The sequence below is a fragment of the Streptomyces sp. NBC_00252 genome, assembly GCF_036187565.1.
Lineage (GTDB): Bacteria > Actinomycetota > Actinomycetes > Streptomycetales > Streptomycetaceae > Streptomyces.
In genome coordinates, this window is sequence record NZ_CP108087.1 from 5,668,631 (window position 1) to 5,694,680 (window position 26,050).

Here is a 26,050-nt window from a genome sequence, read left to right on the forward strand (position 1 = left end):
GTACAGCATTCAAGAGATCGCGCAGCGTTACGCTCGGGCGATGCACATCAGGCGCCCCCTTCGCCGGCCCAGCCGGAGCAGTCAGCCGAGTCGGCCCAGCGAGGTCGAGGTCCGTCGAAGTCCCCGAAGCCGGCACGGGAGTCGGCGCAGCCGCACCCACAGGGCCGGTGGCGCGCTGCTCGCCGTAGCCGCGCTGCTCGTGTCCGCGTGTTCCGCGGGGAGTTCGACTACGGCGGCGAGTCCGGCCGCGGACGTGGCGCTGGCCGCGCTGCCGCGGGCGACGCCGTCCACGCTGACGTCGTACTACGCGCAGAAGCTCAGCTGGCACACCTGCGGTGTCCCCGGTTTCGAGTGCGCCACGATGAAGGCGCCGCTGGACTACGCCAAGCCCGGCGCCGGTGACATCCGGCTCGCGGTCGCCCGCAAGAAGGCCACCGGCAAGGGCATGCCGCTCGGTTCGCTGATGGTGAACCCAGGCGGGCCGGGCGGTTCGGCGGTCGGCTATCTCCAGCAGTACGCCGGGATCGGGTACCCGGCGGAGATCCGCGCCCGCTACGACATGGTCGCGATGGACCCGCGCGGCGTCGCCCGCAGCGAGCCGGTGGAGTGCCTCGGCGGGCGGGCCATGGACACGTTCACGCAGACCGACACCACCCCCGACGACCAGCGCGAGACCACCGAACTCGTCGCCGAGTACAAGAAGTTCGCGGAAGGCTGCGGCGCCCACTCGGCCAACCTCCTGCGCCATGTCTCGACGGTCGAGGCGGCGCGTGACATGGACATCCTGCGGGCGGTGCTGGGGGACCGGAAACTGAGGTACGTCGGGGCGTCGTACGGCACGTTCCTCGGTGCGACGTACGCGGGACTCTTCCCCGGCCGGGTCGGCCGCGTCGTCCTGGACGGCGCGATGGACCCGTCCCTGCCCGCGCGCCGCATGAACCTCGACCAGACGGCGGGCTTCGAGACGGCGTTCCAGTCCTTCGCGAAGGACTGCGTACGGCAGACCGACTGCCCGCTCGGCGGCAGGCGTACGACGCCGGGCCAGGTCGGCGACCACCTGAAGGCCTTCTTCAAGAAGCTCGACGCGCACCCGATCCCCACCGGCGACGCGGACGGCCGCAAGCTCGGCGAGGCGCTCGCCACCACCGGCGTGATCGCGGCGATGTACGACGAGGCGGCCTGGCCGCAGCTGCGCGAGGCACTCACGTCGGCGATGAAGGAGAACGACGGCGCGGGCCTGCTGGTCCTCTCGGACAGCTACTACGAGCGGGACGCCGACGGCCGCTACTCGAACCTGATGTTCGCCAACGCCGCCGTGAACTGCCTCGACCTGCCGCCCGCGTTCACCTCCCCCGACCAGGTCGAACAGGCCCTCCCCGACTTCGAGAAGGCGTCCCCCGTCTTCGGCGACGGCCTCGCCTGGGCGTCCCTGAGCTGCGCGTACTGGCCGGTCAAGGCCACGGGCGAACCCCACCGCATCGAGGCGAAGGGCGCCGCCCCCCTCGTGGTCGTCGGCACGACCCGCGACCCGGCGACCCCGTATCCGTGGGCCCAGTCCCTGGCCCACCAGCTCTCTTCGGCCCGGCTGCTCACGTATGTCGGCGACGGTCACACGGCCTACGGCCGCGGCAGCTCGTGCATCGACTCGGCGATCGACGCGTATCTGCTGCGGGGGACGGCGCCGGGGGAGGGGAAGCGCTGTTCGTAGGGCGTGCGGGGGCGGGGACGGGGTGCGTCCGGGGGGTGTACGGAGCACCCCCAGAAACTGTGTAGACTTTCCGACGTTGCTGATCGCACCATGGTGTGGACAGCGCGCCGCCTTAGCTCAGATGGCCAGAGCAACGCACTCGTAATGCGTAGGTCTCGGGTTCGAATCCCGAAGGCGGCTCTGTAGAAGCCTCAGGACTCACTCGCCGTGACCTGGGGCTTTTGCTTTGCTCGGGGGCCGTCGAGGCGGGGGCGGCCGGGTGGGTCGTAGGGCATCACCGCGTCGGTGTCCATCGGCCTGCTCTTGGAGAGTGGCCGGTGGTCGAGGGGTTCGGAGTACGCTCAGAGGCACCGAGGGTATTTCGCGCACCGGCCTCCATGCCCGTGTCGTTTTCGGCGATTGATTACGCCGGGTCGGCCGTGGTCGGCCCAGAGCAGGGTTCGCGTCATGACTGCGCCCGTTTCTTCCGCGCCGGCACCCGAGGCCGGGGCATCCGCCCCCGCACTCCGGATGTCGCTGGCTCCTCTCGGCTCCAAGCCGGCTCTGCTGGACGGTGCCTGGTGGCCCCGTACCCGCGATCTGGCGGCGGAGCTGCCTCAACTCGTCGCCGCGCTCGACCCGTTGTGGGGGCGGATCACCCGGATCACGGTGAATCCCACGCACTGGCCGTCCGACTTCCCGCGCAGGGTGCCGGTCGAGGGGCATGTCGTGAAGGTGGGCTGGTTCCTGGGCGAGCAGGACCCGCATCAGCTGCTGCTCCTGTCGTACCGCACGGCCCGCTGGGACCTGCTGGTCGTGCCCCCTGAGACGGACCCCGCCACGGCGGCCTGGCTGATGACCGCCGCGAGCGACCCGCTGCGTACGGCGACCGGGAGTCAGCTGGTCGCCGAGGCGGCGGACGCGTCGGACGCCGTCACGACGCCCGCCTGAACGCGCGCGGCTCGGCCATCACCTGGTCGTGCAGGCGGGCACAGGTGCGGGTGATCAGGCGGGAGACGTGCATCTGCGAAACGCCGAGCTGCCGCCCGATGTGGGCCTGCGTCATGTCGCAGAAGAACCGCATGTAGAGGATCTCGCGCTCGCGCTCGGGCAGTGCCCGCAGCAGCGGGAGCAGGGCCTCGCGGTCGACGATCAGGTCGAAGTCGGGTTCTACGGCGCCGAGGGTGTCGGTGAGCGGATGGCCGTCGGTGGGATGTCCGGGTACGGCGTCCAGGGACCAGGCGGTGTATGCCTCCAACGCCCCCTGGCCCACCCGTACTTCGGCCTCCGTCAGCCCGGTGTGCGCGGCGATCTCGTCGACCGCGGAGACCGTCCCGCCCCGGGTGGAGCTCAACTCGTAGTCCGCCGAACGGACTTGTCCGCGCAGCTCCTGCACCCGGCGCGGGACGTGGACGACCCAGAGGTCGTCGCGGAAGTGCCGCTTCACCTCGCCGAGGATGGTCGGGATGGCGAAGCTCGGGAACGCGGTGCCGAGGCTCGGGTCGAAGCGTGACACCGCTTTGACCAGGCCGAGTTGGGCCACCTGCGTGAGGTCTTCGGCGGACTCGCCGCGGTGCCGGTAGCGCCGGGCCAGTCGTACGGCCATCGGCATCCACGCGCACACCACCGCCTGGCACAGCGCCGCCCGCTCCGGTCCCTCCGGCAGTGCGGCGATCCGGCGGAACGACTCGTCGGTGTCGGGGGAGTCGTCGTAAGTCCGCTTGGGAGTACGGGACTTGAGTGTGCTGTCGGCCTGCATGGGACGTGCTCCCTCTTCGGTGGTGTCACTCACCGTGGGGTCGGCAGATCGCAGCAGAGTGGGGAGCAGTGAACACCGCTCCCACGGGGGTGCCTCCAGTCCGAAGCACACCGGACGAGTGCCCGGTGGCGTCGCCCTCAAACGGCTTTGTTCGAACGGGTTTTCGTGACTTTCGCGGCTATGCTCACGTACAGACGTCCCAGACCCAGGCGCCGTTCCGCCCCACCGCGTCACCCCAGTGACCGAGTCTTCCGAACCGAGGCGCCTCATGAACACCCCTTCGCCATCGCACGATTCGCCCGCTCCGGACCCGTCCCCCTTGGACACGGTGCGGCTGCGCCGGCTCAACCGCTGGCAGGCGGAGGGGCTTCGGGAGGATCTGGCGGATCTGTATGTGGAGTCCTCCGACGCCGAGGCGGGCGAGGAGTTCAACGACCGGCAGAAGTTCCTGGTCCGGCTGGCCGACGAGGTGAAGCTGGCCGGCTTCGACATGCTCGTCGCGGAGGCTGCGGCGCTCGCGGGCTGCGTCTGCGGGTTCTCCGTGCCGCGCGACGGGTCGTGGTGGGAGGGCTTCGAGGGACCGTTGCCGCAGAACCTGGAGCAACTCACCGCGTCCGGGCATGTGTTCGCGATCCTGGAGACCCTCGTCCACCCGCACCAGCACGCGCACGGGCTGGCCCGCCTGATGCAGGAGCGGCTGCTCGCCGACCACCAGGCCTCGCTGGGCGTCACGCTGGTGGAGGAGTCCGCGCGGGGTGTCGGGCGGACCCTGGAGGGCTGGGGGTGGCGGGAGATCGGCCGGATCCGGCGCGAACCGGACTCAACTGCCGTACGGGTACTGGTACTTCCGCTCGGTGAGCGGACCGAGGACCATCCGGACGGGCTCGCGCACAACGACCGTACGCAGCGGCCCGAATAGGCGCCACGGGCTCCGCGGGTTTCCCAGCTGTTTAGGTTCCGCGGGCCGGGCTACCCAGCAATGGCGTCCGTCGGCCGTTCTGGACGAAGGCACCGGAGAGTTGGAACCACAGCTCCCGGTGCCGACCCATCCGTAGCCGTTTCGACGGTTGCTCTGTACGGCCCGCAGCCGCCTCTATGTACGGTCCGCCGCGTGGAGGAGTCGCAGCGCGCGGCGCAACTCCCGCTGGATCGGGGCCGGAAGAGCCTCGTCGGCCGTCGTGGCGACCAGGGCCGTGGCCACCACCCGGAGCTTGATGTTGCAGTGCTGGGAGACGTCCACCAGCAGGTCCCAGGCGCGGTCGCCGGAGCACGGTGCCAGGGCCATCACCATCCCGCGGGCCTGGTCGATCACCGCACGGGTCTCCAGGGCCAGCAGCAACTGGGCGTTCTGAGCGCGGAGTTGGTCGAGTTCGGCCAGCAGGTCGGTCTCGGCGGGCGGGGGGACGACCGTCAACTGCGGTCGCTCTGCACGGGTCGTGGTCGGTTGGTGCGTGGTGCAGGTCGCGTGCCTCATGCCGCAGTCCTTCGACGCGGTGGTTGTGCCCGATGCGAAGCAGGGCGAACACCGCGGCCACAGCGTAGCGCCGTACGGGCCTCAGCGGGTCGGGTCGGAGCGGTTGCCGCGGGTCAGCGCGCGGGCGCACCAGCCGATGACGCTCGCGTTGACCAGCGCGCCGACGACCATGGAAAGGACGAGCGTCGGGGCGCCGCCCGGCAGGGAGAGGAAGACGAAGCTGGTCGGGGCGGTGGCCAGCAGGGGGATGACGCCCGCCATGGACTCGCCGGAGTCGTCGGCGACGGTGACGACCAGCGCCCAGACCAGCAGGGCCAGGCAGAGCGCGAGGTAGCCGAGGGCGAAGGGGTTGCGGAGGTTGCGGCCGATCCGGTGCAGCGGGGAAGGGGTGTCGGTGGCGTCGGTACCGGGCATGGCGAAGTCTCCTGATTGCTGCTGGGCGTAGGGGAGTTGAGGCTCAGAGGTGTTCGGCGCCGGGCGGGTTCGGGCGGGCGATGCCGAGGTCGTAGGCGAGGATCGTGGCCTGGACGCGGTCGCGCAGGCCGAGTTTGCGGAGCAGGGCGTTGACGTGGGACTTGACGGTGCCGACGGTGATGTCCAACTCGGCTGCGATCTCCGCGTTGTTGAGGCCGGAGGCGAGCAGGGCGAGGACGTTGCGCTGGCTGGTGGTGAGGCTTTCCAGCTCGGGCGGGACGCCCTCGGACCGGAAACCGGTGCCCGCGCCCGACGCGTAGTGGCCGATCAGCCGCCGGGTCGCGGACGGCGCGAGCACGCTCTCGCCGTCGGCCACCACCCTGATGCCGTGCAGGAGTTCGGCGGCGTGCACGTCCTTGAGGAGGAAGCCGGAGGCTCCGGCGCGCAGGGCGTCGAAGACGTACGCGTCGAGGTCGAAGGTGGTCAGCACCAGCACGCGCGGCGCGTTCTCGCGGGCCGTGATGATCCGGGTGGCGGCGATGCCGTCGAGTTCGGGCATCCGTACGTCCATCACGATGACGTCGGGGGCGAGTTCGGCGGCGAGCACCACCGCCGTCACACCGTCGGCGGCCTCGCCGACGACCGTCATGTCGTCCTCGGCGTCGATCACGGCGGCGAAGCCCGCGCGGACGATGCCCTGGTCGTCGACGACCAGCACCCTGAGGCTCATCGTTGTCTCTCCTCGTCGTCCGGCGCCGTGAGCGGCAGCCGCAGCTGGGCCGTGCCCGGTGGCCGGCCGGCCGTCAGGGTCCCGCCGAGCGGCGCGATCCGCGCGGTCAGCCTGGCCCGTACGGCGGTGTCGGCGCCACGGGGCACGCCGGTTGCCGTGATCGTCAACGTGGTCTCGTCCGCGTCGAGTTCGAGTACGGCGGGGGTGTCGTCGCCGGTCGCGAGGAGGGTCTCGGCGACGTGGTAGGCGGCGAGGTCGACCTCGGTGGGGAGCCGTTCCGGGACGCGGTCGGTGAGTCTGATCTGCACGTCCCGGCCGGTGGCGCGGCACTGGTGGGCGAGCAGGTCCAGCGCCTGGACGGTGGGTTGGGGGCGTAGGTCGGGGGCGGTGTCTCCTTCGCCGTCGCGGACCGCGTCCAGGAGGGCGCGCATCGCGGCGAGGGCCTCGCGGGCGCGGGTGGCTGTCGCGTCCAGGTGGCCTGCCTCTGCCTCGGTGACCATGTCGGCGGTGCGTGCGAGGACGGTGGTTTCCAGGCCGGCGGCGATGCGGCGGCGTTCCGACCAGGCGTCTCTCACGGCCTCCTCCGTCCAGGTGGCCAGTTGTTCTGTCTGGGCGCCCTGGGTTGCCCGGGCCTGCCTTGCCCGCAGGGTTCCGCCGAGCCAGGCCGCGCCGACTGCCAGGGAGGTGAAGGCGGTTGCTGCCGTGATCACTTCCCAGGCGGGGAGGTGGGTGCCTCGGTGGAGGACGGCGATCGTCAGGGCGGTGGCGTGTACGGCTGTCGCTGCCAACGCGAAGACGGAGACCGGGACTTGAGGTAGTCGGGGGGTGTGGGCGCGTGGGGACGGGGCGCGCAGTTCCCCGCGCCCCTCAAGGATTGCCACCGCTGAGCATGTCGCCACCATGCTCAGGGTTGGAGGCAGAAGGACCGGGCCCGTGTAGGTGCCGAGCCGCATTGCCAGGGGCCACAGCAACGCCAGGGTCAGCAAGGCGAGTTGGGCGGTGCGGGGGGTCCTGCGGAGCCAGAGCAGGGTCACCGCCTGGGCTGCTGCCAGGAGGGCGAAGAGGACGCCTGCCGAGACGTGGGAGCCGGTGGGGGCCGATTCCTGGCGGGTGATCAGTACGGGCAGCAGGGGTTGTACGGCCAGGCCGATGGCGGCGATCAGCTGGGCGGCCCGGTAGCTGCGGGGGACGGTGTCCTCCACCGGGGCCGCGGTGCGGCCGGGCAGGGTCGCGCGGACCTCCCAACCGCCTTGCGGGGTGGGGCCGGTGGTCAGGGTGCCGCCCGCCTCCCGGGCGCGGGAGCGGAGGAAGCCCTGGCCGCGGCCGCCGCCCAGGCCCGCGCCGTGGGCCGTCGTACCGGAGGGTGGCGCCGCGCTGGTGACGACGACATCGGTGCGGGTGTCGCCGTAGCGGCAGGTCACCGTCGTGCGCGCGCCCGGGGCGTGGCGGGCGACGTTGGTGAGGGCCTCGCGGACGATGCCGTAGACCGCGTCGGCGACGGTGCCGTCGGGGAGGGGGTCGATGTCGAGGTCGACCGGCTGGTCGAGGCGGCGGAAGCCGGCGACCAGGGCGCGCAACCGCTGCTCGGGGGACGGGAGTTCCTCGCGTGAGGGAGCGGGGGCGCGGACCGCGCCGAGGGCGCGGGTGACCTCGCGGCCGGTCTCGGTCGCGAACTCCAGTGCCTCGGCGGCGAGTTCGGGACGGCGTTCGCGCAGGCCGAGCGCGGCGCCCGCGGTGACGACGACGGCGGTGAGGTGGTGGGCGCTGACGTCGTGCAACTCCCGTTCCATACGCCGCCGTTCGGCCGCCGGGAGGCGGTGGCGCTCGGACTCGGCGCGGTTCAGGAGGAGTTCGGCGGCCCGGCGGGCGCGGCGGGTGCGGCGGATGTGGAGACCCGCGCCGCACGCGGAGCCGTAGAGGAGGGCGGTCAGGACGAGGTCGAGGCCGTTGTGGTCGCTGAGACCGGTCAGGGTGATGTTCTGGAGCAGCTGCCAGACGGCGAGCGTGACGACGGACAGGACCGCGGTGAAGGTGTCGCGCTCGGTCGCGACGGTGAAGAGGGCGAGCGCGACGCCCGCGGTGCCGAGGACGGCCATCGCCCCGACGGGCAGCGGACCGGCACCCACCGCGCAGGCGGCGGCGACCACGACCAGCGTGAACACCGGACGCGTACGGCGCAGGGCGAGCGCGGCCGTGACCGGTCCGGCGACCAGCGCGGCCACGAGCAGGTCGGCCGCGGTCGGCACGGTGCCGCGCAGCAGCGGAGCCACCGGCCACACCAGGGCCTGGGCGCAGATCAGCAGGACCGGGAGCAGCCGGTCGTCGGTTCGTTTCATGACACCCAAAGGCTATGGGCGCAGGTGAGGGGCCGGGTCGGGCGGAAGGGGGATGACGGACCCGTCCTTCTCTATCTCTGGTTCCACGCGGCAACCGTCCTCCAGCCCGAGGACCGCGTCCCGTCCCGCTCCTAGGCTCGATCACATCGAGGGAAGCGGTCGACCACCGCTCCCGTCACCACCCACACCATCAGGGGGATCTCCCATGTCCATGTCCAAGCGCGCTCTCCTCCTCTCCCTCGCCGGCGTCGCCGCGGTCGGCGGAGTCGTCGCCGGCGGCCTCGCCGCGTCGGCCGCCACGGCCCCCGAGAAGCCGACCCTGACGAACGGCTCGGCGCACTACACCGCGCCCTCCGCGCACCGCGCCGGTTCCTTCACCTACACGGTCGACGTCAGCGACAACTCGGGCATCCGTGGCCTCAAGGTCGTTGCCTGGCCCGCGAGTTCGAAGCTGGACCCGACCGCGACGGACCTCCGCGACGTCGAGTCCGCCACCTGCGAGGCCACCTCGGACGACACCTCCCGCTGCACCTACACACTCAAGATCACCCAGCAGGAGGCGACCGAGGCGGCGAAGGGCACGTGGTACGTGTCGGCGCTGGCCACGGCCAAGGACGGGGACACGGGGTTCGCGCCCAGGACGGCGACGTTCGAGATCGCGGGCTGACGTCTGCGCGCGGTCGGGTGAGCGCCGGTGGTCCGCGCGTCGGGACCTCTTCCTCCCGCTCGGTGTCGTCGAGGTGGAGGTCGCCGCGTTGGGGGACGACCGGTCGGCGCTGAAGTTCGTGCGGCGGGGGGAAAACCGGCAAAGCGACAACAAAGGTCCCGCAAAATGAACTTGAGTCGTAGCAACCGGTCGATCTGAGGCAACATCTTGGTGAACGGCGAGTGCTGCGCGGTCAGGGCGCGGGCATCGCCGGATGGCCGGATGGAGTGAGAGACGTGGTCGAGCCGAGGATCGCCGTCGCCGTGGTGACCATGGGAAACCGGCCCGCGGAGGTCGACGCGCTCCTCGAGTCCGTGGCCAAACAGGACCTCCCGCCCACCCGCATCGTGATCGTCGGAAACGGTTGCAGGCTCCCCGAGTTCGCCGCCCGGCTCTCGCTCCCCGGCGAGGTCACCACCATCGACGTCGACGAGAACCTCGGCTGCCCCGGCGGCCGCAACGTGGGTCTGGCCCGGCTCCGCGCCTTCGGTGACGTGGACGTCGTGGTCGAACTCGACGACGACGGACTCCTCGTCGACGCGGACGTGCTGCGCCGGGTACGGGATCTGTACGCGGCCCAACCCCGCCTGGGCATCGTCGGGTTCAGGATCGCCGACGAGCACGGGGAGACCCAGCGGCGCCATGTGCCGCGGGTCGGCGCGGGCGATCCGATGCAGGGCGGCTACGTCACCGGGTTCCTCGGCGGCGGCCACGCGCTCAGCATGGCGATGCTCGCCGAGACGGGGGACTGGCCGGCCGAGTTCTTCTTCGCGCACGAGGAGACCGACCTCGCCTGGCGGGCCGCCGACGCCGGCTGGAGCATCCTCTACGCCCCCGAGCTGCTGCTCCAGCACCCCAAGACCTCGCCCGCCCGGCACGCCATCTACTACCGGGTCACCGCCCGCAACCGCGTCTGGCTGGTCCGCCGCCGCCTCCCGCTCGCGCTGATCCCGGTCCACCTGGGCATCTGGACGCTGCTCACGCTCGTACGGACACGGTCGGTGGCCGGGCTCCGGGCGTGGTTCGGCGGGTTCGTGGAGGGCGTGCGGGAAAGCGCGGGGGAGCGGCGGCCGATGCGGTGGCGGACGGTGTGGCGGCTCACGCGGCTGGGGCGACCGCCTGTTATCTGAGCGGGCCCGTAGTACCCGTAGGGCCTCAGTACCTGGGAAGTAAGGGACGAGGGCCCCGGTCGTTCACCTCCGACGACCGGGGCCCTCTCCCGTCCCCGGACCCGGCCGCGACGGCGACACTCCCCCGAGCTGCGCGTCGTACGCGCGCGCCGTCGGGCCAGATCCGATGATGTGATCACATCAGGTCGCACCAACGGATCGCTAACATGTGGCCAACGGTGCGCGGGATGCTCCCGAGCTGTGTGGCCTGAAGTCGCCTCACGATCGCGGGAGACGGCGGGTACGGTAGCGGATTCCGGCCCCCGGAGGCCGGTGCAAGGTGGCGGGAAACCGTCGTGGACAGGGCGGTTATCCGCCAGGAACGGCGGAACCTCCGCCGCGGAGCACGGCCCTGCGAGGCCGCGCGGAAAGGTGACGGGTTCGGTGTGATGCGGTACGGGCTGCGGTTCGGACTGCTCGGCACGCCTGTCCTTTTCGACCCGGTGGACCACGACGCAGTGCACCCCGTCAGCAGCCCCAAGGTGCGGACCCTGCTGGCCGCGCTGCTCCTCGAACCCGGCCGGGTGGTCTCGGTCGACGCCCTCAAGGACGCGCTGTGGGGCGGCTCACCGCCGGCGTCCGCGCACGCGTCCCTGCACAACCACGTGACCCGCCTGCGCCGACTCCTCGACGACCCGGAACGGTTGCGCGCGGTACCGCCCGGCTACGTCCTCCGCGTCGACGAGGGCGAACTGGACGTCCACGTCTTCGAGACACACGTCGCTACGGCCCGTTCCGCGCACGCGGCGGGGGACTGGCCCGGCACCGTCCGCGCCTGCACGGCCGCCCTCGCCCTCTGGCGCGGCACCCCGCTCAGCGGCCTCCCCGCCGAACTCGGCGGCTACGCCCTCGCCCAACGCCTCACCGAAGCGCGACTCCTCGTCCTCGAGTGGCGCTACGACGCGGAGTTGGCCCTCGGCGGCGACCGACTCGGCGCGCTCGTACCGGAGTTGGCCGCGCTCGTCGCCGACCATCCCCTCCGCGAGTCCTACCACCGCCAACTGATGCTCGCCCTCCACCACACGGGCCGCCAGGCGGAGGCCCTCGCCGTCCACCGGGATCTGCGCAACCGACTGCTGGACGAGCTGGGGATCGAGCCGGGGGCGGGGGTTCGGGGGGCGCACGTGGAGGTTCTGCGGGGCGAGGATCCGCGCGGGGCGGCCGTGCGGGACGCGGCCGGGGTGATGCCGCAGGGCACGGAGGTGCGGGAGGCGTGGGATCTGCCGCGGGGGGGTTGAAGGGGTGGGGGGAGCGGCTGGAGTCGGCGGTGGCGTAGGTGCCGTAGGAGCGGATGAGTTGGTGGACGGGGCTCACTCGCCGCCCGCGTCCCATTCCCCCGTGCCGCTCGCCCCCGGCGTCCTCGCCCCCGTGCCGCACGCCTCCGACGTCCACGAGCCCGACGCCCCCGTGCCGCACACCTCCGGCGCCCACAAGCCCAACGCCCCCGTGCCGCACACCTCCGGCGCCCACAAGCCCGACGCCCTCATCCCGCACGCCTCGGATGCCGACCCCCTCGGCGCCCCCGCACCCCCGCTCGACTCCCACCCCCCGACGCCCACCCCCCACGGCCCCGACACCCCCAACTCCCCATCCGCCAAACCCAGTTCCACCCCCGCCCCCGACCCCGGCGGTCACCCAACCCCCGGCTCGCCGCCCCGCCTAGCCCAACTCCCGCCCCCACCTGCCCACTTCACTGGCCGAGCCGACACCCACCGCGCCCTGTACGAAACCCTCGCGCCCCTCTCGACCGACCCCAACGCGCACCCTTACCCCACCTCGCACTCCCACCCCCTCGCCGTCATCACCGGCATGGCCGGCGTAGGCAAAAGCGCCCTCGCGCTGCACACGGCGCACGCGTTGAAGGATCGTTTCTTCGACGGGCAGTTGTACGTGAACCTGCACGGCGCGACCCCCGGAATGACCCCCCTCACCTCAGGCCAGGCCCTCCACGCCCTGCTCCGGGACCTGGGCGTCGAGCCTCGTCACATCCCCGAACACCCGGACGCGGCAACCGCGTTGCTCCGCACCCTGCTCGCCCCGACCCGCACGCTGATGGTGTTGGACGACGCCGAGAACGCCGCTCAGGTACGGCCGCTGCTGCCTGCCGGTACCGGCTGCGCGGTGATCGTCACCAGCCGTTCGCCGCTGACCGCGCTGGACGGTGCCCGCCGCTTCCCGCTGACACCCCTGTCCGGCGAGGACAGCGCGGCGCTGCTGCGTGCCGTATCCGGCCGGGACGCCCTCGACGCGGCCCACCCGCTCGTCGAACTCACCGGCCGCCTCCCGCTCGCCCTGCGCGTCGTCGCCGCCAGGCTCGCCGCGCGCCGGGCCCTCACCCCGGACGTCCTGGCCGGTCAACTGGCCGCCACGGAAAGCCGGTTGCACCACCTGGAGTACGACGACCTCAGCGTCCGCCGTTCGCTGGCCGTGGCCCACGACGCCCTCGCCGCCTCGGACCGCCGTACCGACCGCGACGCGGCCCTCGCCCTGCGCCACATCGGCGCCCTCGACCTCCCGTCGTACGGTGCCCCCTTGCTCGCCCGCCTCGCCGGCACCGATGAACGCCGTACCGAATCCGCCCTCGACCGCCTCGTGGACGTGGCCCTCTTGGAGGAGACGGCGTACGGCCGCTACACCCCCCACGACCTGGTCCGGGACTTCGCCCGCGAACTGGCCACCCCCGCCGGCCGGCACAGCAGCCTCGCGGACACCGGTCCGCCCACCCTCACCCCGGCGGCCAACCCGCACAGCGCCCCCGCGAGAACCGAGCCGCCCCCTCCCCTCCCCCTCGACCTCACCGATACCGCGCTGGCCTGGTACACCGCCCGCGCCGAACACACCCTCACCGCGATCGTCGAACCCGGTCTCGACCAGGACGACCGGCGCCGCCCGACCGCGGCTCAACTCCCCGCGCATGCCGGGGAAGTTGCCGCCACCGACCCCTTCCCCCGCCCCGAAGACGCCTTCGCCTGGGGCGACTCGGAGCTGGAGAACATCGTCGCGCTGGTGACCCGGTACCGCGACACCGCCGACCCCCGCCGCACCGCCCACATCTCGACCTTCGTCCGGCTCCTCTTCCCCTACGTCCTCCGCAGCGGCCGTGTCGCCGAGATGGAGGTGCTCGGCCGGGTCGCCCTCGGCGCGGCGCGGCGGCTCGGGGACGCGGCGGCGGAGGCGTACGCGCTGGGGGACCTCGCCGGGCTGCACTTCCTGACCGGCCGGCAGGGCGAGGCACTCGGGCTCAACGACCAGGCCCTCGAGATCTGGTGGCGTCTGAACGCGGTCTCCTGGATCCGCCGCTGCCTCAACAACCGCGGCCTGCTCCTCGAAGGCCTGGGCCGCTACGCCGAGTCGGGCGTCGCGCTGCGCCAAAGCCTCGCCTACTCACGGCAGTTGAACGACCCGTACGGCGAGGCCGTGACCCACAGCCACCTCGGCAACCTGTACGAACACACCGACCCGCGCGCCGCCATCGAGCAGCACCGCCGTTCCCTCGCGATCGGCGACTACATCGGCGCCGTCATCGTGCAGCACTCCGCGCACTGCAACATCGGCTACGCCCACCTCACCCTCGGCGAACCGGCCGCTGCCGTACCGCACTTCGAGGAGAGCCTGCGCATCCTCGGCGGCCACGGCGACTGGCACGGCGAGTCCCAGACCCGCCTCGGCCTGGTCCGCGCCCTCCGCCTCCTCGGCCACACCGCCACCGAGCAGGCGGCCACTGAAGGCACCCTCACCGAAGGAACTTCCACCGAAGGCACCTCCACCCACGCCACCCGCGCCCACACCGAATGCACCGAACTCCTCCGCCGAGCCGACGCCCGCGCCGACCGCTACATGGGCGGCCTCGCCCGTCACCAACTCGGCCTGCTGCTAAGGGAAATGGGCCGCGAGCAGGAGGCCTACGACGCCTGGCGCACCGCCCTCGATGCCCTCGACGGGACCGACGAGAAGGCCGTCGTCCAGGAACTCAGCGAGCTGTTGTCGCAGCGTGACGCGCGTCGACCGTCTCGGCCGTAGGGACTATTTCGCGTCGGCGTAGCACTGGACGACCGCGACGGTGAAGGGGAAACGGACCGGTGTCTCGCCGAAGGTCAACCGGCCGGCGAGGTCGGCCGCCTCGCGTATCGCGGTGGCCACCGTCTCGGCCTCCGCCTCGGGGCAGTGCACGATCACCTCGTCGTGCTGGAAGAAGACCAGCTCGGCCGCCAGCTCCGCGCAGGACCGACGGAGCGCGGCGAGCATCAGCAGGGCCCAGTCGGCGGCGCTGCCCTGGACGACGAAGTTACGGGCGAAACGGCCGCGGGCGCGGGAGTTGGTGGACGCGTAACCCGGCACCCAGCCCTGGTCGGCGGGGGCCGTGACCGGATCGTCCTGGGGGATGCCCGCCTCCTCCGCCGCGTCCTCGCCCCCGGCGACCGGCGGGCAGGTCCGCCCGAGCCAGGTCCGTACGAGCCGCCCCTCCTCGCCCGCCTTCGCGGCGTCGTCGACGTAGGCCACCGCCTTGGGGAAGCGGCGTCTGAGCGCGGCGAGGTTCTTGAGGCCGTCGCCTGAGGTCTGGCCGTAGACCGCGCCGAGCACGGCGATCTTGGCCTGGTCGCGGTCGCCGGAGAAGGCGCGGTCGGACACGGACTGGTAGAGGTCGGTGGCGCGGCCGGCGACCTCCATCAGCCCGGGGTCGCGGGAGATCGCGGCGAGGACGCGCGGCTCCATCTGGTCGGCGTCGGCGACGACGAGCCGCCAGCCGGGGTCGGCGACCACGGCACGCCGGATGACCTTGGGGATCTGGAGGCCGCCCCCGCCGTTGGTGACCCAGCGCCCGGTGACCGTCCCGCCCGCGAGGAACTCCGGCCGGAACCGCCCGTCCCGCACCCAGTCCTGCAGCCAGGACCAGCCGTGCGCGACCCAGATGCGGTACAGCTTCTTGTACTCCAACAGCGGCTTCACGGCCGGATGGTCGAGGGACTGGATCTCCCAGCGCCGGGTCGATCTGACCTTGATCCCGGCCTCGGCGAAGGCCTTGACCACATCGGCGGGCAGATCCGGCCGCACCCGTCTCCCGAAGGCGACGGACACCTCGTCCGCCAGCTCGGCCAGCCGGCGCGGCTCACCGCCTCCGGCATACCGATCGCCCAGCAGCTCGTGCAGCATCTCCCGGTGCACCTCGGCGCTCCAGGGCAGCCCCGCGCGGTTCATCTCGGCGGCGACCAGCATCCCCGCCGACTCGGACGCGGTGAGCAGGCGCATCCGGTCGGGGTGGGTGGTGGCGTCGTGGCGGCGCTGCTGCTCGGCGTAGACCGTGAGCAGGTCGGTGAGGGGGAGGTGGACGCTCTGCGGTTCGAAGAGGGAGGACTGCGCGCCCGGTTCGGCGGCGCGCTGCGGTGGGTCCGGCGGCACGGGCCCGCCCCGCGAACGGGCCAGCGCCGCGGCGGCCGACCGGGGTTCGCCGTGCCGCCCCTCGTGGCCGAGGAGGAGGGTCTCGGCGTCCTCCACGTCGTAGCACCGCTCCACGCGCACGCCCGCGGCGAGCAGCGGGGGGTACACCTCCGCCGTGGACCGCCACACCCATCGGCTCACGTCCGGCCGCGTGCGCACGGCCTCGACGAGGTCCGGCTCGCGCAGCACCGGCCCCGCGGGCAGCCCGTCCGGGCCGAGGGCGGCGACCTCCGCACCGCCGCCCTCGGCCGGGGCGAGCGCCCAGCGATCGGTCATGTCAGCGAGTGTGGCACGCAGGTCTGACAACACCCCCGACCTGCACGAACCGGCTCGCGGACGGAGCCGTTCACCGGGTACCCGGGCGCGGAGACGTGCGCTCGACCGCCAGGACCGCGGCCTGCGTACGTACAGGTCAGCCCTGGAGTCGGTTGAGCATCTCGGCGATGTGCCGTTCGGTGGTGGGCTTGTCGATGCCGAGGCCGTTGAGGACGCCCTCGCCGTTCTCGTGCTCCAGCAGGGCGAGCAGGATGTGCTCGGTGCCGATGTAGTTGTGGCCGAGGCGCAGGGCCTCGCGGAAGGTGAGTTCGAGGACCTTCTTGGCGTCGGGTCCGTAGGGGACGAGTTCCGGGACCTCCTCGGCGGCCGGCGGGAGCGCGGCGGTGGCGGCCTGCCGTACGGAGTCCAGGAGGACGTCCTGCGCGAGGATCGCCTTGGCCGCGAGGGCGTCCGGCTCGGCGAGGAGCCCGAGAATCAGGTGCTCGGGGCGGCCCTCGGGGTTGCGGGCGGCGACGGATTCGTTGTGGGCGGCCATCACCGCGTTGCGGGCGCGTGGCGTGTACCGGCTGAACCCCTGAGCGGGGTCGAGGTCCGCCGACTCCTTCGGCTCCTTCGCCACGAAGCGCTTCTGGGCTGCCTGCCGGGTGACGCCCATGCTCTTGCCGATGTCGGTCCAGGAGGCACCGGAACGCCGGGCCTGGTCCACGAAGTGGCCGATCAGGTGGTCGGCGACATCGCCCAGGTGGTCGGCCGCGATGACCGCGTCCTCGAGCTGGTCGAGGGGGGCGGGGTGGACCTTCTTGATGGCGTCGATGAGGTCGTCGAGACGTACGGACGAGGTGACGTTGGGATTGGTCGTCATATGTCAACCCTAGGTTGACACCCCAAGACTGTCAACCCCAAGTTGACACCTGCCCGGCCGAACTCGCGCCGCCCGCCCCATCCGTGCCGCAACGGGTATCAGCGCTCACCATCAAACCCACGCCCCCGTGACCCACCCAGGGGCGCGGGGAACTGCGCGCCCAGCCCCCACGGACCCGCACCCACCCACAAACCCGCCGGCCCACCCCATGGCACGATCACCAGGTGACCCGCACCACCCCCACCCCCACCCCCATCGAGCGCGCCTTCGAAGCCGCCCTCTACAACGACACCCACGACGCCCTGGACGAAGGTGCCTCGATCCTCGCCGCCGACCCCGCGTCGGACGCCGAACTCGCTCGCCGGGGAAGGGAGTTCATCGCGGCGGCCTGGCGGCGTGGATGGCAGCCCGCGGACGTCGTACGGCTGGTGCGGCGGGACTTGGACGACGTACACGTACGCCTCGTATCCGCACTGATCCGCGCACAGGCGAAGGACGACCGCGCACGCGGCCCCCGCTGGACGGCACAGCTGGACGACCTGACCGCCGACGGACCGCCCCGCACGGACCGTTTCACGCACGCCACCACCGTGCTGGAGCTGTACCGCCTGCTACTGCGCCTGCCGAGCCTGGAACCCCTTGAGGAACAGCGCCCGCAAGAGCACCGCAAGCCCGCCTCGCGCATACTCACCCGCATCCGCGCCCTCCTCGCGAAGGCGGAGGCCACCGGATTCCCGGAAGAGGCGGAGGCGCTCAGTGCCAAGGCGCAGGAGTTGATGGCGCGGCACAGCATCGACGAGGCGCTGCTCGACGCGCAGGCCCCGGCGAAGGACGCGCCCGGCGCGTGCCGGATCGGGGTCGAGGCGCCGTACGAACAGGCGAAGGCCGTGCTGCTGGACGCGGTCGCCGGCGCGAACCACTGCCGGGCCGTGTGGAACGAGGCCTTCGGGTTCTCGACGGTCGTCGGTTTCGAGGGCGACCTGGAGGTCGTCGAACTCCTCTACACCTCACTCCTCGTCCAGGCCACCTCCGCGATGACCCGCGCGGAGGCGGCGCAGCGCGCGGGTGGCCGCCGGCGGACGAAGACCTTCCGGCAGTCCTTCCTCGCCGCCTACGCCCACCGCATCGGCACCCGCCTCGCCGAGGCCGCCGAGACGCAGGTCACCGACGACCTCCTCCCGGTCCTCGCCACCCGCGAGGTCGCCGTCACGGACCGCGTCGACGCGATGTTCCCGGAGACGACCACGACCCGCCTGCGCGGGGTCACCGACGAGGCGGGCTGGACGGAGGGCGCGGAGGCGGCGGACCGGGCCCAGGTCAGGTCCCGACCCCGACTCGAGGACTAGGGGTATTACGGGGACGCCGTCAGTCGCCGGCCTGCGTGAAGGCGCTCACCGAGGCCTCCGCGTCGCTCACGTCGCTCTTGCCCTGGACAGGCCCGTACGACCACTTGTAGTCGGAACTCTCACTGCTGCCCGGCAGGGTGACGACCAGCTTCGTCGCGGCGAGGCTCAGCTTGTCGCCCGCCTTGCCGCGGACGTAGGTGATGGTGAAGGACGCCGCGTCGCCCTTGGCGAGCCGCAGCTTCTGCGCCTTGGCGCCCTTCAGGGTGGGGAGGGCGACCTTGGTGCCGCCGGCCTCCAACGTGGCGCCCGGGAAGCCGTTGAGGTCGCACGGCTTGCTCTGGTTGGTCAGCGAGACGGGCACCTCGCCCGTGTCACCGGCCGCCGGAGCGGTACTGGCGGGCCCGACCTGGACGGAGACCCCGTCGAACGAGCAGGCCGAGCCGTTCTTGCCGTCGGACGAACCGCCACCGCCGCCACTGTCGCAGGCGGTCAGAAGCAGAGCCGAGGCGAGTGCGGCGACGGCGAGGGGAATGGTGCGCATGAGGGGATCATCCCGCACCCGCCACCACTCCGCCGCCAGCCCCACCCCCCGAGAGCGCCACCGGGCCCACGGCTCAGGCGGATGCTCCCCCTACGACCCCAGACTCGCCGTAGGCAACCCGGACGGGAACTTCCCGCCCTCCGCCCGCGTGTACGCCTCCTTGCCGAGGCTCCCCGACCAGGTGACCGCGAGCGCCGACTTGCTGACGGAGTCGACCATCCCGGTGGCCCGGGTCTTCGCGCCGTCCGTGCACTTGAGGTGGATCATCTGCATGCCCGCCTCCTCACCGGCGGTCCCGCTGCACACGCTCCCGCCCGTGGTGAACAGGGCGGCCTGCTTGCCGGTGATCACCAGGGCCACCGCCTTGCCGTCCGTGGTGGCGAGCCAGCTGCCCTGCAGCCCGTCGGACGCGGCCGACGGGCTGCTGCCGGAGCCGCCGGAGCCCCCCGTCGCGGTGGAGGTCGAGGACGCGCTCGGCGTGGACGACGAGTCGTCCGAGGAGTCACCGCTGCACCCGGTCAGGACGAGCGCGCCCACCAGACCCGCGGCAGCCGCCGCCATCCGTACCGTCGACACCGTCGAAAACGCCGTAGTCACTGGTAGCTCCCAAGCTGTAGCCGGACGGCCGCCCGGTCGGCCTTGGCCGGAACGACCGCAGCAAGTTACCAGGGGTCACCAGGAGGACTTGCGGACGCCGGGCAGGTATCCGCTGTGAGCTTGGCCGCGCAGGTTCACCCGGGACAGCCCGAAGGCTCGGAAGTAACCGCGGGGCCGTCCGTCGATCTGATCGCGGTTGCGCACCCGCGTCGCGCTCGCGTCCCGCGGCTGGCGCCCCAACTCCCGTTGCGCAGCGGCCCGTTCGGCGTCCGTCGCACCGGGCCGCCGGACGATCTCCTTCAGCTCGGCCCGCCGTGCCGCGTACCGCGCGACGATCCGCTGCCGCTGCTCGTTCTTCGCGATCTTGCTCTTCTTCGCCATCAGATCCTCACCCCGCGCTCGCGGATCCGGGCCATGGCCGCCTCGACGCCGATCGCGTCGACGGTCCTGATCCCCTTCGTGCTCAGCCGCAGCCGTACGTACCGGCCCTCGCCGGGCAGCCAGTAGCGCTTGGACTGGATGTTCGGGTCGAAACGGCGCGAGGTGCGCCGGTGGGAGTGGGAGATGCGGTTGCCGAAGCCGGGCCGGGCGCCGGTCAGCATGCAGTGGGCGGACATGAGTGACGTACCTCTCCTCGATCGGGGTCGTAGCCAGTGATGCTAATGGAATTCATTTTCAGTAAGGTATCAGCCATGGCTCGCAACGAACTCCGCCCGGTCATCAAGCTCCGGTCCACGGCCGGCACCGGCTACACCTACGTGACCCGCAAGAACCGCAGGAACAACCCCGACCGCCTGGTCCTGCGCAAGTACGACCCGGCCGCCGGCCACCACGTCGACTTCCGAGAGGAGCGCTGACCCCGATGCGCGCGAACACCCACCCGCCCTACGGCCCCGTCGTCTTCCGGGACCGGGCCGCGGGCCACGCCTTCCTCACCCGCTCGACGATGACGAGCACGCGGACGATCGAGTGGGAGGACGGCCACACCTACCCCGTCGTGGACGTCGAGATCTCGAACGTCAGCCACCCCTTCTACACCGGCACGGCCCGCGTCCTGGACACGGCCGGCCGCGTGGAGCGCTTCGAGCGCCGGTACGGGAAGCAGGCCTGACGGTGTCCGACCTCTCCGTCGCGATCGTCGCCGGCCTGCACGCCGAGGCCCGCCGAGCGACCGTCGCCCGCCTCCTCCACGACGTCCCCGGCAGCGTCGTACTCCACCACGACCTCGCTACGGCGACCGCGGGCACGGTCGTCCGCACGGTCAGGGACGCCACCGGCATCCTCGACGCCGGCGAGACCCCCCTCGTCAACGACTGCGCGTGCTGCGCGCTCCGCGAGGACCTGGTCCCCGAACTGCGCCGACTGGCCGACGCCGGTCAAGTCCGGCTCGCCGTGGTCGAGTTGTGGGACTCCGTCGAGCCCAAGGCGATGGCCGAGGTGATCAGCTCCGGCGGCCTCACGGTCACCGGGGTCATCACCGCCGTGGACCCGGCCCTCGTCCTCCCGTACCTCGGCAACGGCGACGACCTGGCCACGGCCGGCCTCGCAGCGGCAGCCACGGACGAACGCACCATCGCGGACACCTTCGCCCGCCAACTGGAGTACGCCCCCGTCCTCGCCATCCTCGACTCGGAAGAGGCCGACGACGAAGACCGCGAGCTACTGGGCCAGTTGCACCCGACGGCCCGCCAAGTAGCGGTGAGCAGCGCCGACTTGAAGAGAGGCAGCAGCTCCCAGGGCGGCCGAGACGGCTCGACGAACCCCGCTGATCCCGCCCGCCCGCCGGAGCCCGCCCCCGCCCCGCCCACCCCGAGCACCCCCAACTCCCCAGGGGCGCGGGGAACTGCGCGCCCAGCCCCCACCGACCCGGACTCCGCACACAACCCCAACCACCCACCCCCACACGACGCTTCGACCTACCCCACCCCACCCCCACGCGGCATCCTCGCCCACGCCGCCCTCGCCGGTTTCGACGTAGAAGCGGCAGCCGCAGCCCAACACCCCGCCTCCGCCCTGCTCCCCGTAGAGGCAGACGCCCACGGCGTAACCACCCTCGTCTGGCACCGCCACCGCCCCTTCCACCCGCAGCGCCTCTACGCCGCACTCGAGGACATCACCTGCGCCGCCGCCCGCAGCCGAGGCCGCTTCTGGCTCGCCGACAAACCCGACGCGCTCCTTCACTGGGACGCGGCCGGCGGAGCCCTCTGCGTGGAGAGCGCGGGCCCGTGGCTGGCCTCCCTGCCGTACGCCGCCTGGGAGTTGGTGCCACCGGTACGCCGCGCGGCCGCCGCGCTCGACTGGCACCCGGAGCACGGCGACTGCTGCCAGCACCTCGTCTTCACATCCCCCGGGCTCGACCGCGACGGACTCGAACGGCTCCTGGAGTCCTGCCTGTTGACCGACACCGAGTACGCCGCGGGCCGTAGCGCCTGGAAACGCCTCCCGCCCGCCTTCGACACCCTCCTGGAGATCTGACCGTGCCCCGCAAGCCCGAGCGCCGGCCCGCCAAGTCCCGCCGTAATCCCCTGGACGCGGCCGGCGTGACGTACATCGACTACAAGGACACCGCGCTGCTGCGGGCGTTCGTCTCCGACCGAGGCAAGATCCGCAGCCGTCGGGTCACCGGCGTATCGGCCCGGCAGCAAAGGCAGTTGGCGATTGCGATCAAGAACGCTCGGGAGATGGCATTGTTGCCGTACTCGAACCGATAGGCGTTCGCAGGGAACACGAAGGCTCCCGTACGCGTCTTCCCCAGTACATGCCCTGCCCACTCCTGGGCAGACGCTGGAACGGCAACGGTAAAGCAGTCGTCAAAGCTGTAACCGGAGGACCACCCCGCGTGCACGTGCATCTGCCCATGCATCTGCACATGAACAGGGCTATGATCCGGAACAGTTGACCACTGCATCAATGGCCACACCAGCCAGTGCACAACCGGGAGCGACCTGTGGACCACCGCGTTGACAGCGTGTACTTGGGGTTCGACGTGTACAACGGCATGGCTGCCACGCAGCTGGACGGAGTGGCCTGGCAGAAGAGCCGGCACAGCAACTCGCAGGGTTCCTGCGTGGAGTTCGCGCGACTGCCCGGCGGCGACGTCGCGGTGCGCAACTCGCGCTTCCCCGACGGCCCGGCGCTCGTCTACACCCGCGCCGAGATCGAGGCGATGCTGCTCGGCATCAAGGACGGCGAGTTCGACCACCTGATCGCGGGATAGCGCGCCGACCTGCGGAAACCACGGCAACGCGCGTAGAACCGCGACCCCAAAAAGAGCCGCGGTTCCTCACGCGTTGTTCTGGGCCGGCTCACCCTGCAGCCGGAACAGCGCCCATACCACCTTGCCGCTGAGCGTGCCCGCCAGCGGGTGCCAGCCCCAGCCGTCGGCGAACGAGTCGACGAGGAACAGGCCGCGGCCCGACTCCGCCGAGAAGTCCTCCGAGTCGCGGGCGACGGGGCTGTCGTGACTGGGGTCGCGCACGGCGCACACGAGCCGCTCGGTCCACCGCATCAGGTGCAGCCGCACGGGCGGGTTCTGCTCCGGGACGCGCGGGGTGTTGGCGGGCAGGGCGTGCCGCAGGGCGTTGGTGACCAACTCGGAGACGACCAGACAGACGTCGTCGAAGCGGTCGCCGATGTCCCACTGGTCGAGGGTGCGGCGGGTGAACTGCCGTGCCTCGCGCACCGCTTCGTAGCGGGCGGGCAGAGCACACGACGCGGCGCTGGACACGGCCGAGGGGTCCAGCGGCGGAAGGCCCTGCCGTAACGGCTCGAGCATGGTCGATCCATTCGTCCCCATGCGAGGCACTCCCGGGAATTCGCGGTCGTTGCGATGCAGCGGTGGCGCGAGACCATGGTTTCGGATGCGTACAGCAGATGCAAGGGCAGATGCACGTGCAGCTGACCGAATTGGACCCTCCCGTACCGCTTGTTGGCCATTTTTTCCGCCAACTTCACGCCGTTCTCGGGCTCCGGGCTTGCTTCTTCCTGACGACTTGCTGACAACTTCCTGTGGACAGCCGCCCCTTCTTTCCATATCTGTAATCGAACGAGTACTGCTCGAAGTGTTTTAGTGGCAGACTGCGGCCCCTGAAGACGGTTGGGGAGGCTGGCGAACGTGAGCGCGGGAGAGCCCGGATCGGTGGTGCGGCGGATGCTGCTCGGCTCGCAACTCAGGCGACTGCGGGAAGCACGTGGGATCACTCGCGAGGCCGCGGGGTACTCGATCCGCGCTTCCGAATCCAAGATCAGTCGCATGGAGCTGGGGCGAGTGAGCTTCAAGACGCGGGATGTCGAGGATCTGTTGACGCTGTACGGCATCACGGACGAGGCGGAGCGCATCTCACTCCTCTCCCTCGCGAAGGAGGCCAACGTAGCGGGCTGGTGGCACAGTTACTCCGACGTCCTGCCCAGTTGGTTCCCCACCTATGTGGGCCTGGAGGGTGCCGCCTCCCTCATCCGCGTCTACGAGGTCCAGTTCGTGCACGGGCTGCTGCAGACGGAGGAGTACGCCCGCGCGGTCGTCCGGCGCGGCATGAAGGGCGCCAGCGAGGCCGACGTGGAGCGACGAGTGGCGCTGCGCCTCGAGCGGCAGAAGTACCTGGTGAACGAGAACGCCCCGGACTTCCACATCGTCCTGGACGAGGCCGCCCTGCGCCGCCCCTACGGCGACCGCGAGGTGATGCGCGGGCAGTTGCAGCATCTGATCGAGGTCTCCGAGCACCCGAACATCCGCCTTCAGGTGATGCCGTTCGGCTTCGGCGGGCACGCCGGCGAGTCCGGCGCCTTCACGATCCTCTCCTTCCCCGAGTCGGACCTCTCGGACGTCGTGTATCTGGAGCAGCTCACCAGCGCGCTGTACCTCGACAAGGCCGAGGACGTGGCCCAGTACGAGAAGGCGCTGAAGGAGCTCCAGCAGGACAGTCCGGGCCCGGACGAGAGCCGGGATCTTCTCCGGGGACTGCTCCAACTCTCTTGAAACACAAGTACGATGACGTGTGATCAGACCGTGATGATCGTGAGGGATTGCCCGGTCTGCTGTTGATCGTGTCTGCAACTGATCGTGTCTGCTGACGATTGAGCGATTGAGGGATCACATGTCGTCCTACTTCACCGACCTGGCTCAGCAGTACATCGACGGTGAGTGGCGCCCGGGCACCGGCTCCTGGGACATCATCGACTTCAACCCGTACGACGGCGAGAAGCTCGCGTCGATCACGATAGCCACGGTCGACGAGGTCGACGAGGCGTACAAGGCCGCCGCCCGCGCGCAGAAGACCTGGGGTGCCACCAACCCCTATGCCCGGCGGGCCGTGTTCGAGAAGGCCCTGCGGCTCATCGAGGAGCGCGAGCAGGAGATAGCCGAGGTGATCATCGCCGAACTCGGCGGCACCCACCTGAAGGCCGGCTTCGAACTGCACCTCGCCAAGGAGTTCCTGCGCGAGGCGATCCACCTCGCGCTGCGCCCCCAGGGCCGGATCATCCCCTCGCCGGTCGACGGCAAGGAGAACCGCGTCTACAGCGTCCCGGTCGGCGTCGTCGGCGTGATCAGCCCCTTCAACTTCCCCTTCCTCCTCTCCCTCAAGTCGGTAGCCCCCGCACTGGCGTTGGGCAACGGCGTGGTCCTCAAGCCGCACCAGAACACCCCGATCGTCGGCGGTTCCCTGGTCGCGAAGATCTTCGAGGACGCGGGCCTGCCGGGCGGCCTCCTGAACGTCGTCATCACCGACATCGCGGAGATCGGCGACGCGTTCATCGAGCACCCGATCCCGAAGGTCATCTCCTTCACCGGCTCCGACAAGGTCGGCCGCCACGTCGCGACCGTCTGCGCCGCGCAGTTCAAGCGCACGGTGCTCGAACTCGGCGGCAACAGCGCCCTCGTGGTCCTCGACGACGCCGACATCGACTACGCCGTCGACGCGGCGGTCTTCAGCCGTTACGTCCACCAGGGCCAGGTCTGCATGGCCGCGAACCGCGTCCTCGTCGACCGGTCGATCCGGGACGAGTTCACCGAGAAGTTCGTCGCCAAGGTCAAGTCCCTCAAGGTCGGCGACCCGAGCGACCCACAGACGGTGATCGGCCCGGTCATCAACTCCTCGCAGGCGGACGCCCTTTCGGGGGTCGTCGAGCAGGCGATCGCGGAGGGCGCGACGGCCCTGCTGCACGGCACGACCACCGACAACCTCGTCGCCCCCTCGGTCCTCACCGACGTCCCCGCCGACTCGGACCTGCTCCGCCAGGAGGTCTTCGGCCCGGTCGCCTTCCTCATCCCGTTCGACGGCGAGGAGGAGGCGGTGAGCATCGTCAACGACACGCCGTACGGCCTGAGCGGCGCGGTCCACACCGGCGACATCGAGCGCGGTGTGCACTTCGCCAAGCAGATCGACACGGGCATGTTCCACGTCAACGACGGCACCGTCCACGACGAGCCGATCGTCCCCTTCGGCGGCGAGAAGGCCTCCGGCGTGGGCCGCCTCAACGGCGAGTCGATGCTCGACGCCTTCACCAGCCTGAAGTGGATCTCCGTGCAGCACGGCCGGAGCGGCTTCCCGTTCTGACCCGTTGAGGGCCGACCCCCTGAGGGCTGACCCCTTGAGGGCAGATCCCTTGAGCGGCCGGTCTTCCTGAACAGCCGGTTTCTCTACGACGCCGTAGCCCCGGGGCCATTGAGGACAGAAACTGACCTCGATGGCCCGTAGCTTCGTCGGTGTCGGGCAGGGG

General features: G+C 71.3%; 26 protein-coding genes, 1 tRNA gene and 1 pseudogene. 16 read left to right on the top strand and 12 right to left on the bottom strand.

The window, feature by feature from the left end; genetic code table 11:
* Positions 1-40 precede the first annotated feature (40 nt).
* The 3 genes and pseudogenes from OHT77_RS24925 to OHT77_RS24935 all read left to right on the top strand — a co-directional run.
* Complete coding sequence (locus OHT77_RS24925) at positions 41-1,708, top strand: alpha/beta hydrolase (protein WP_328830697.1); 1,668 nt, start codon at positions 41-43, stop codon at positions 1,706-1,708.
* Between the two features lie 106 nt (positions 1,709-1,814).
* Positions 1,815-1,888, top strand: a tRNA-Thr gene (locus OHT77_RS24930).
* Between the two features lie 267 nt (positions 1,889-2,155).
* A pseudogene (locus tag OHT77_RS24935) lies at positions 2,156-2,605 on the top strand (DUF5994 family protein); the annotation flags it as partial.
* A 16-nt stretch (positions 2,606-2,621) separates the two neighbouring features.
* Here the strand turns inward: OHT77_RS24935 and OHT77_RS24940 are convergent.
* The gene (locus OHT77_RS24940; RefSeq protein ID WP_328830698.1) at positions 2,622-3,446 is read right to left on the bottom strand and encodes a SigB/SigF/SigG family RNA polymerase sigma factor; all 825 of its coding nucleotides are present in this window, start codon (positions 3,444-3,446) and stop codon (positions 2,622-2,624) included.
* A 328-nt stretch (positions 3,447-3,774) separates the two neighbouring features.
* Between OHT77_RS24940 and OHT77_RS24945 the strand changes: the two genes are divergently transcribed.
* A complete protein-coding gene (locus OHT77_RS24945) occupies positions 3,775-4,365 on the top strand; it encodes a hypothetical protein (protein ID WP_328834332.1) in 591 nt (196 codons plus the stop codon).
* Between the two features lie 174 nt (positions 4,366-4,539).
* Here OHT77_RS24945 and OHT77_RS24950 read toward each other — a convergent pair whose 3' ends face one another.
* From OHT77_RS24950 to OHT77_RS24965, 4 genes are all read right to left on the bottom strand, one after another.
* The gene (locus OHT77_RS24950) at positions 4,540-4,920 is read right to left on the bottom strand and encodes an ANTAR domain-containing protein (RefSeq protein WP_328830699.1); all 381 of its coding nucleotides are present in this window, start codon (positions 4,918-4,920) and stop codon (positions 4,540-4,542) included.
* A gap of 81 nt (positions 4,921-5,001) precedes the next feature.
* Complete coding sequence (locus OHT77_RS24955; RefSeq protein WP_328830700.1) at positions 5,002-5,334, bottom strand: SCO4225 family membrane protein; 333 nt, start codon at positions 5,332-5,334, stop codon at positions 5,002-5,004.
* 43 nt (positions 5,335-5,377) lie between these two features.
* Positions 5,378-6,064, bottom strand: coding sequence for a response regulator transcription factor (locus tag OHT77_RS24960; RefSeq protein ID WP_328830701.1), 687 nt, complete (start codon positions 6,062-6,064; stop codon positions 5,378-5,380).
* Positions 6,061-8,400: a sensor histidine kinase gene (locus tag OHT77_RS24965; RefSeq protein ID WP_328830702.1), complete on the bottom strand. Its 2,340-nt coding sequence runs from the start codon at positions 8,398-8,400 to the stop codon at positions 6,061-6,063. Before OHT77_RS24965 ends, OHT77_RS24960 begins: the two co-directional genes overlap by 4 nt.
* A 205-nt stretch (positions 8,401-8,605) precedes the next feature.
* Between OHT77_RS24965 and OHT77_RS24970 the strand changes: the two genes are divergently transcribed.
* The 4 genes from OHT77_RS24970 to OHT77_RS24985 all read left to right on the top strand — a co-directional run bounded on the left by OHT77_RS24970 (position 8,606) and on the right by OHT77_RS24985 (position 14,295).
* Entirely contained in the window at positions 8,606-9,067 is a 462-nt protein-coding gene (locus OHT77_RS24970; RefSeq protein ID WP_328830703.1) for a DUF5707 domain-containing protein, read from the top strand.
* Positions 9,068-9,342: 275 nt separating this feature from the next.
* The gene (locus tag OHT77_RS24975; protein ID WP_328830704.1) at positions 9,343-10,236 is read left to right on the top strand and encodes a glycosyltransferase family 2 protein; all 894 of its coding nucleotides are present in this window, start codon (positions 9,343-9,345) and stop codon (positions 10,234-10,236) included.
* A 428-nt stretch (positions 10,237-10,664) separates the two neighbouring features.
* Positions 10,665-11,513, top strand: coding sequence for an AfsR/SARP family transcriptional regulator (locus OHT77_RS24980; RefSeq protein ID WP_443048111.1), 849 nt, complete (start codon positions 10,665-10,667; stop codon positions 11,511-11,513).
* 100 nt (positions 11,514-11,613) lie between these two features.
* A complete protein-coding gene (locus OHT77_RS24985; protein ID WP_328830705.1) occupies positions 11,614-14,295 on the top strand; it encodes a tetratricopeptide repeat protein in 2,682 nt (893 codons plus the stop codon).
* A 3-nt stretch (positions 14,296-14,298) separates the two neighbouring features.
* Here the strand turns inward: OHT77_RS24985 and OHT77_RS24990 are convergent, their stop codons facing one another.
* Both OHT77_RS24990 and OHT77_RS24995 read right to left on the bottom strand, forming a co-directional pair.
* The gene (locus tag OHT77_RS24990; RefSeq protein WP_328830706.1) at positions 14,299-15,987 is read right to left on the bottom strand and encodes a bifunctional 3'-5' exonuclease/DNA polymerase; all 1,689 of its coding nucleotides are present in this window, start codon (positions 15,985-15,987) and stop codon (positions 14,299-14,301) included.
* 136 nt (positions 15,988-16,123) lie between these two features.
* A complete protein-coding gene (locus tag OHT77_RS24995) occupies positions 16,124-16,849 on the bottom strand; it encodes a Clp protease N-terminal domain-containing protein (RefSeq protein WP_328830707.1) in 726 nt (241 codons plus the stop codon).
* A 224-nt stretch (positions 16,850-17,073) separates the two neighbouring features.
* On the opposite strand from OHT77_RS24995, the gene OHT77_RS25000 reads away from it, so the two are divergent.
* Complete coding sequence (locus OHT77_RS25000; RefSeq protein WP_328830708.1) at positions 17,074-18,195, top strand: DUF2786 domain-containing protein; 1,122 nt, start codon at positions 17,074-17,076, stop codon at positions 18,193-18,195.
* A 19-nt stretch (positions 18,196-18,214) separates the two neighbouring features.
* Here the strand turns inward: OHT77_RS25000 and OHT77_RS25005 are convergent, their stop codons facing one another.
* The 4 genes from OHT77_RS25005 to rpmB form a co-directional block, all read right to left on the bottom strand.
* Positions 18,215-18,736, bottom strand: a complete 522-nt coding sequence (locus tag OHT77_RS25005) for a DUF4232 domain-containing protein (protein WP_266769861.1) — start codon at positions 18,734-18,736, stop codon at positions 18,215-18,217.
* A 90-nt stretch (positions 18,737-18,826) separates the two neighbouring features.
* Positions 18,827-19,297: a hypothetical protein gene (locus OHT77_RS25010; RefSeq protein WP_328834333.1), complete on the bottom strand. Its 471-nt coding sequence runs from the start codon at positions 19,295-19,297 to the stop codon at positions 18,827-18,829.
* A 111-nt stretch (positions 19,298-19,408) separates the two neighbouring features.
* Entirely contained in the window at positions 19,409-19,714 is a 306-nt protein-coding gene (gene rpsN, locus OHT77_RS25015; protein ID WP_328830709.1) for a 30S ribosomal protein S14, read from the bottom strand.
* The gene (gene rpmB, locus OHT77_RS25020; RefSeq protein ID WP_328830710.1) at positions 19,714-19,950 is read right to left on the bottom strand and encodes a 50S ribosomal protein L28; all 237 of its coding nucleotides are present in this window, start codon (positions 19,948-19,950) and stop codon (positions 19,714-19,716) included. The genes rpsN and rpmB overlap by 1 nt, the downstream gene beginning before the upstream one ends.
* A gap of 75 nt (positions 19,951-20,025) precedes the next feature.
* Between rpmB and rpmG the strand changes: the two genes are divergently transcribed.
* From rpmG to OHT77_RS25045, 5 genes are all read left to right on the top strand, one after another.
* On the top strand, positions 20,026-20,190 hold the full coding sequence (gene rpmG / locus OHT77_RS25025) for a 50S ribosomal protein L33 (RefSeq protein WP_328830711.1): 165 nt from the start codon (positions 20,026-20,028) through the stop codon (positions 20,188-20,190).
* Between the two features lie 5 nt (positions 20,191-20,195).
* Positions 20,196-20,444, top strand: a complete 249-nt coding sequence (locus OHT77_RS25030) for a type B 50S ribosomal protein L31 (protein WP_328830712.1) — start codon at positions 20,196-20,198, stop codon at positions 20,442-20,444.
* A 2-nt stretch (positions 20,445-20,446) separates the two neighbouring features.
* A complete protein-coding gene (locus tag OHT77_RS25035; RefSeq protein ID WP_328830713.1) occupies positions 20,447-21,808 on the top strand; it encodes a GTP-binding protein in 1,362 nt (453 codons plus the stop codon).
* A 2-nt stretch (positions 21,809-21,810) separates the two neighbouring features.
* Positions 21,811-22,044, top strand: a complete 234-nt coding sequence (gene rpsR, locus OHT77_RS25040; protein WP_328830714.1) for a 30S ribosomal protein S18 — start codon at positions 21,811-21,813, stop codon at positions 22,042-22,044.
* 287 nt (positions 22,045-22,331) lie between these two features.
* A complete protein-coding gene (locus OHT77_RS25045; protein ID WP_051105974.1) occupies positions 22,332-22,550 on the top strand; it encodes a DUF397 domain-containing protein in 219 nt (72 codons plus the stop codon).
* A 66-nt stretch (positions 22,551-22,616) separates the two neighbouring features.
* Here the strand turns inward: OHT77_RS25045 and OHT77_RS25050 are convergent, their stop codons facing one another.
* Positions 22,617-23,129 carry an ATP-binding protein gene (locus tag OHT77_RS25050; protein WP_328830715.1) on the bottom strand — a complete coding sequence of 171 codons (513 nt, stop codon included), beginning with the start codon at positions 23,127-23,129 and terminating at the stop codon, positions 22,617-22,619.
* A 354-nt stretch (positions 23,130-23,483) separates the two neighbouring features.
* Here OHT77_RS25050 and OHT77_RS25055 point away from each other — a divergent pair, with 354 nt between their 5' ends.
* The gene (locus OHT77_RS25055; RefSeq protein ID WP_328834334.1) at positions 23,484-24,308 is read left to right on the top strand and encodes a helix-turn-helix domain-containing protein; all 825 of its coding nucleotides are present in this window, start codon (positions 23,484-23,486) and stop codon (positions 24,306-24,308) included.
* 118 nt (positions 24,309-24,426) lie between these two features.
* The gene (locus tag OHT77_RS25060) at positions 24,427-25,887 is read left to right on the top strand and encodes an aldehyde dehydrogenase family protein (RefSeq protein WP_328830716.1); all 1,461 of its coding nucleotides are present in this window, start codon (positions 24,427-24,429) and stop codon (positions 25,885-25,887) included.
* The last annotated feature ends 163 nt before the right edge of the window (positions 25,888-26,050 follow it).

Coding starts and splice junctions, on each gene's coding strand:
- rpmB (WP_328830710.1), bottom strand. CDS start 19,950: ATGTCCGCCCACTGCATGCTGACCGGCGCCCGGCCCGGCTTCGGCAAC.
- OHT77_RS25050 (WP_328830715.1), bottom strand. CDS start 23,129: ATGGGGACGAATGGATCGACCATGCTCGAGCCGTTACGGCAGGGCCTT.
- OHT77_RS25045 (WP_051105974.1), top strand. CDS start 22,332: ATGGCTGCCACGCAGCTGGACGGAGTGGCCTGGCAGAAGAGCCGGCAC.
- OHT77_RS24970 (WP_328830703.1), top strand. CDS start 8,606: ATGTCCATGTCCAAGCGCGCTCTCCTCCTCTCCCTCGCCGGCGTCGCC.
- OHT77_RS25010 (WP_328834333.1), bottom strand. CDS start 19,297: ATGGCGGCGGCTGCCGCGGGTCTGGTGGGCGCGCTCGTCCTGACCGGG.
- rpmG (WP_328830711.1), top strand. CDS start 20,026: ATGGCTCGCAACGAACTCCGCCCGGTCATCAAGCTCCGGTCCACGGCC.
- OHT77_RS24925 (WP_328830697.1), top strand. CDS start 41: ATGCACATCAGGCGCCCCCTTCGCCGGCCCAGCCGGAGCAGTCAGCCG.
- OHT77_RS24960 (WP_328830701.1), bottom strand. CDS start 6,064: ATGAGCCTCAGGGTGCTGGTCGTCGACGACCAGGGCATCGTCCGCGCG.
- OHT77_RS24940 (WP_328830698.1), bottom strand. CDS start 3,446: ATGCAGGCCGACAGCACACTCAAGTCCCGTACTCCCAAGCGGACTTAC.
- OHT77_RS24990 (WP_328830706.1), bottom strand. CDS start 15,987: ATGACCGATCGCTGGGCGCTCGCCCCGGCCGAGGGCGGCGGTGCGGAG.
- rpsN (WP_328830709.1), bottom strand. CDS start 19,714: ATGGCGAAGAAGAGCAAGATCGCGAAGAACGAGCAGCGGCAGCGGATC.
- OHT77_RS25060 (WP_328830716.1), top strand. CDS start 24,427: ATGTCGTCCTACTTCACCGACCTGGCTCAGCAGTACATCGACGGTGAG.
- OHT77_RS24980 (WP_443048111.1), top strand. CDS start 10,665: ATGCGGTACGGGCTGCGGTTCGGACTGCTCGGCACGCCTGTCCTTTTC.
- OHT77_RS24965 (WP_328830702.1), bottom strand. CDS start 8,400: ATGAAACGAACCGACGACCGGCTGCTCCCGGTCCTGCTGATCTGCGCC.
- OHT77_RS24950 (WP_328830699.1), bottom strand. CDS start 4,920: ATGAGGCACGCGACCTGCACCACGCACCAACCGACCACGACCCGTGCA.
- OHT77_RS25030 (WP_328830712.1), top strand. CDS start 20,196: ATGCGCGCGAACACCCACCCGCCCTACGGCCCCGTCGTCTTCCGGGAC.
- OHT77_RS25055 (WP_328834334.1), top strand. CDS start 23,484: ATGCTGCTCGGCTCGCAACTCAGGCGACTGCGGGAAGCACGTGGGATC.
- OHT77_RS25005 (WP_266769861.1), bottom strand. CDS start 18,736: ATGCGCACCATTCCCCTCGCCGTCGCCGCACTCGCCTCGGCTCTGCTT.
- OHT77_RS24995 (WP_328830707.1), bottom strand. CDS start 16,849: ATGACGACCAATCCCAACGTCACCTCGTCCGTACGTCTCGACGACCTC.
- OHT77_RS24955 (WP_328830700.1), bottom strand. CDS start 5,334: ATGCCCGGTACCGACGCCACCGACACCCCTTCCCCGCTGCACCGGATC.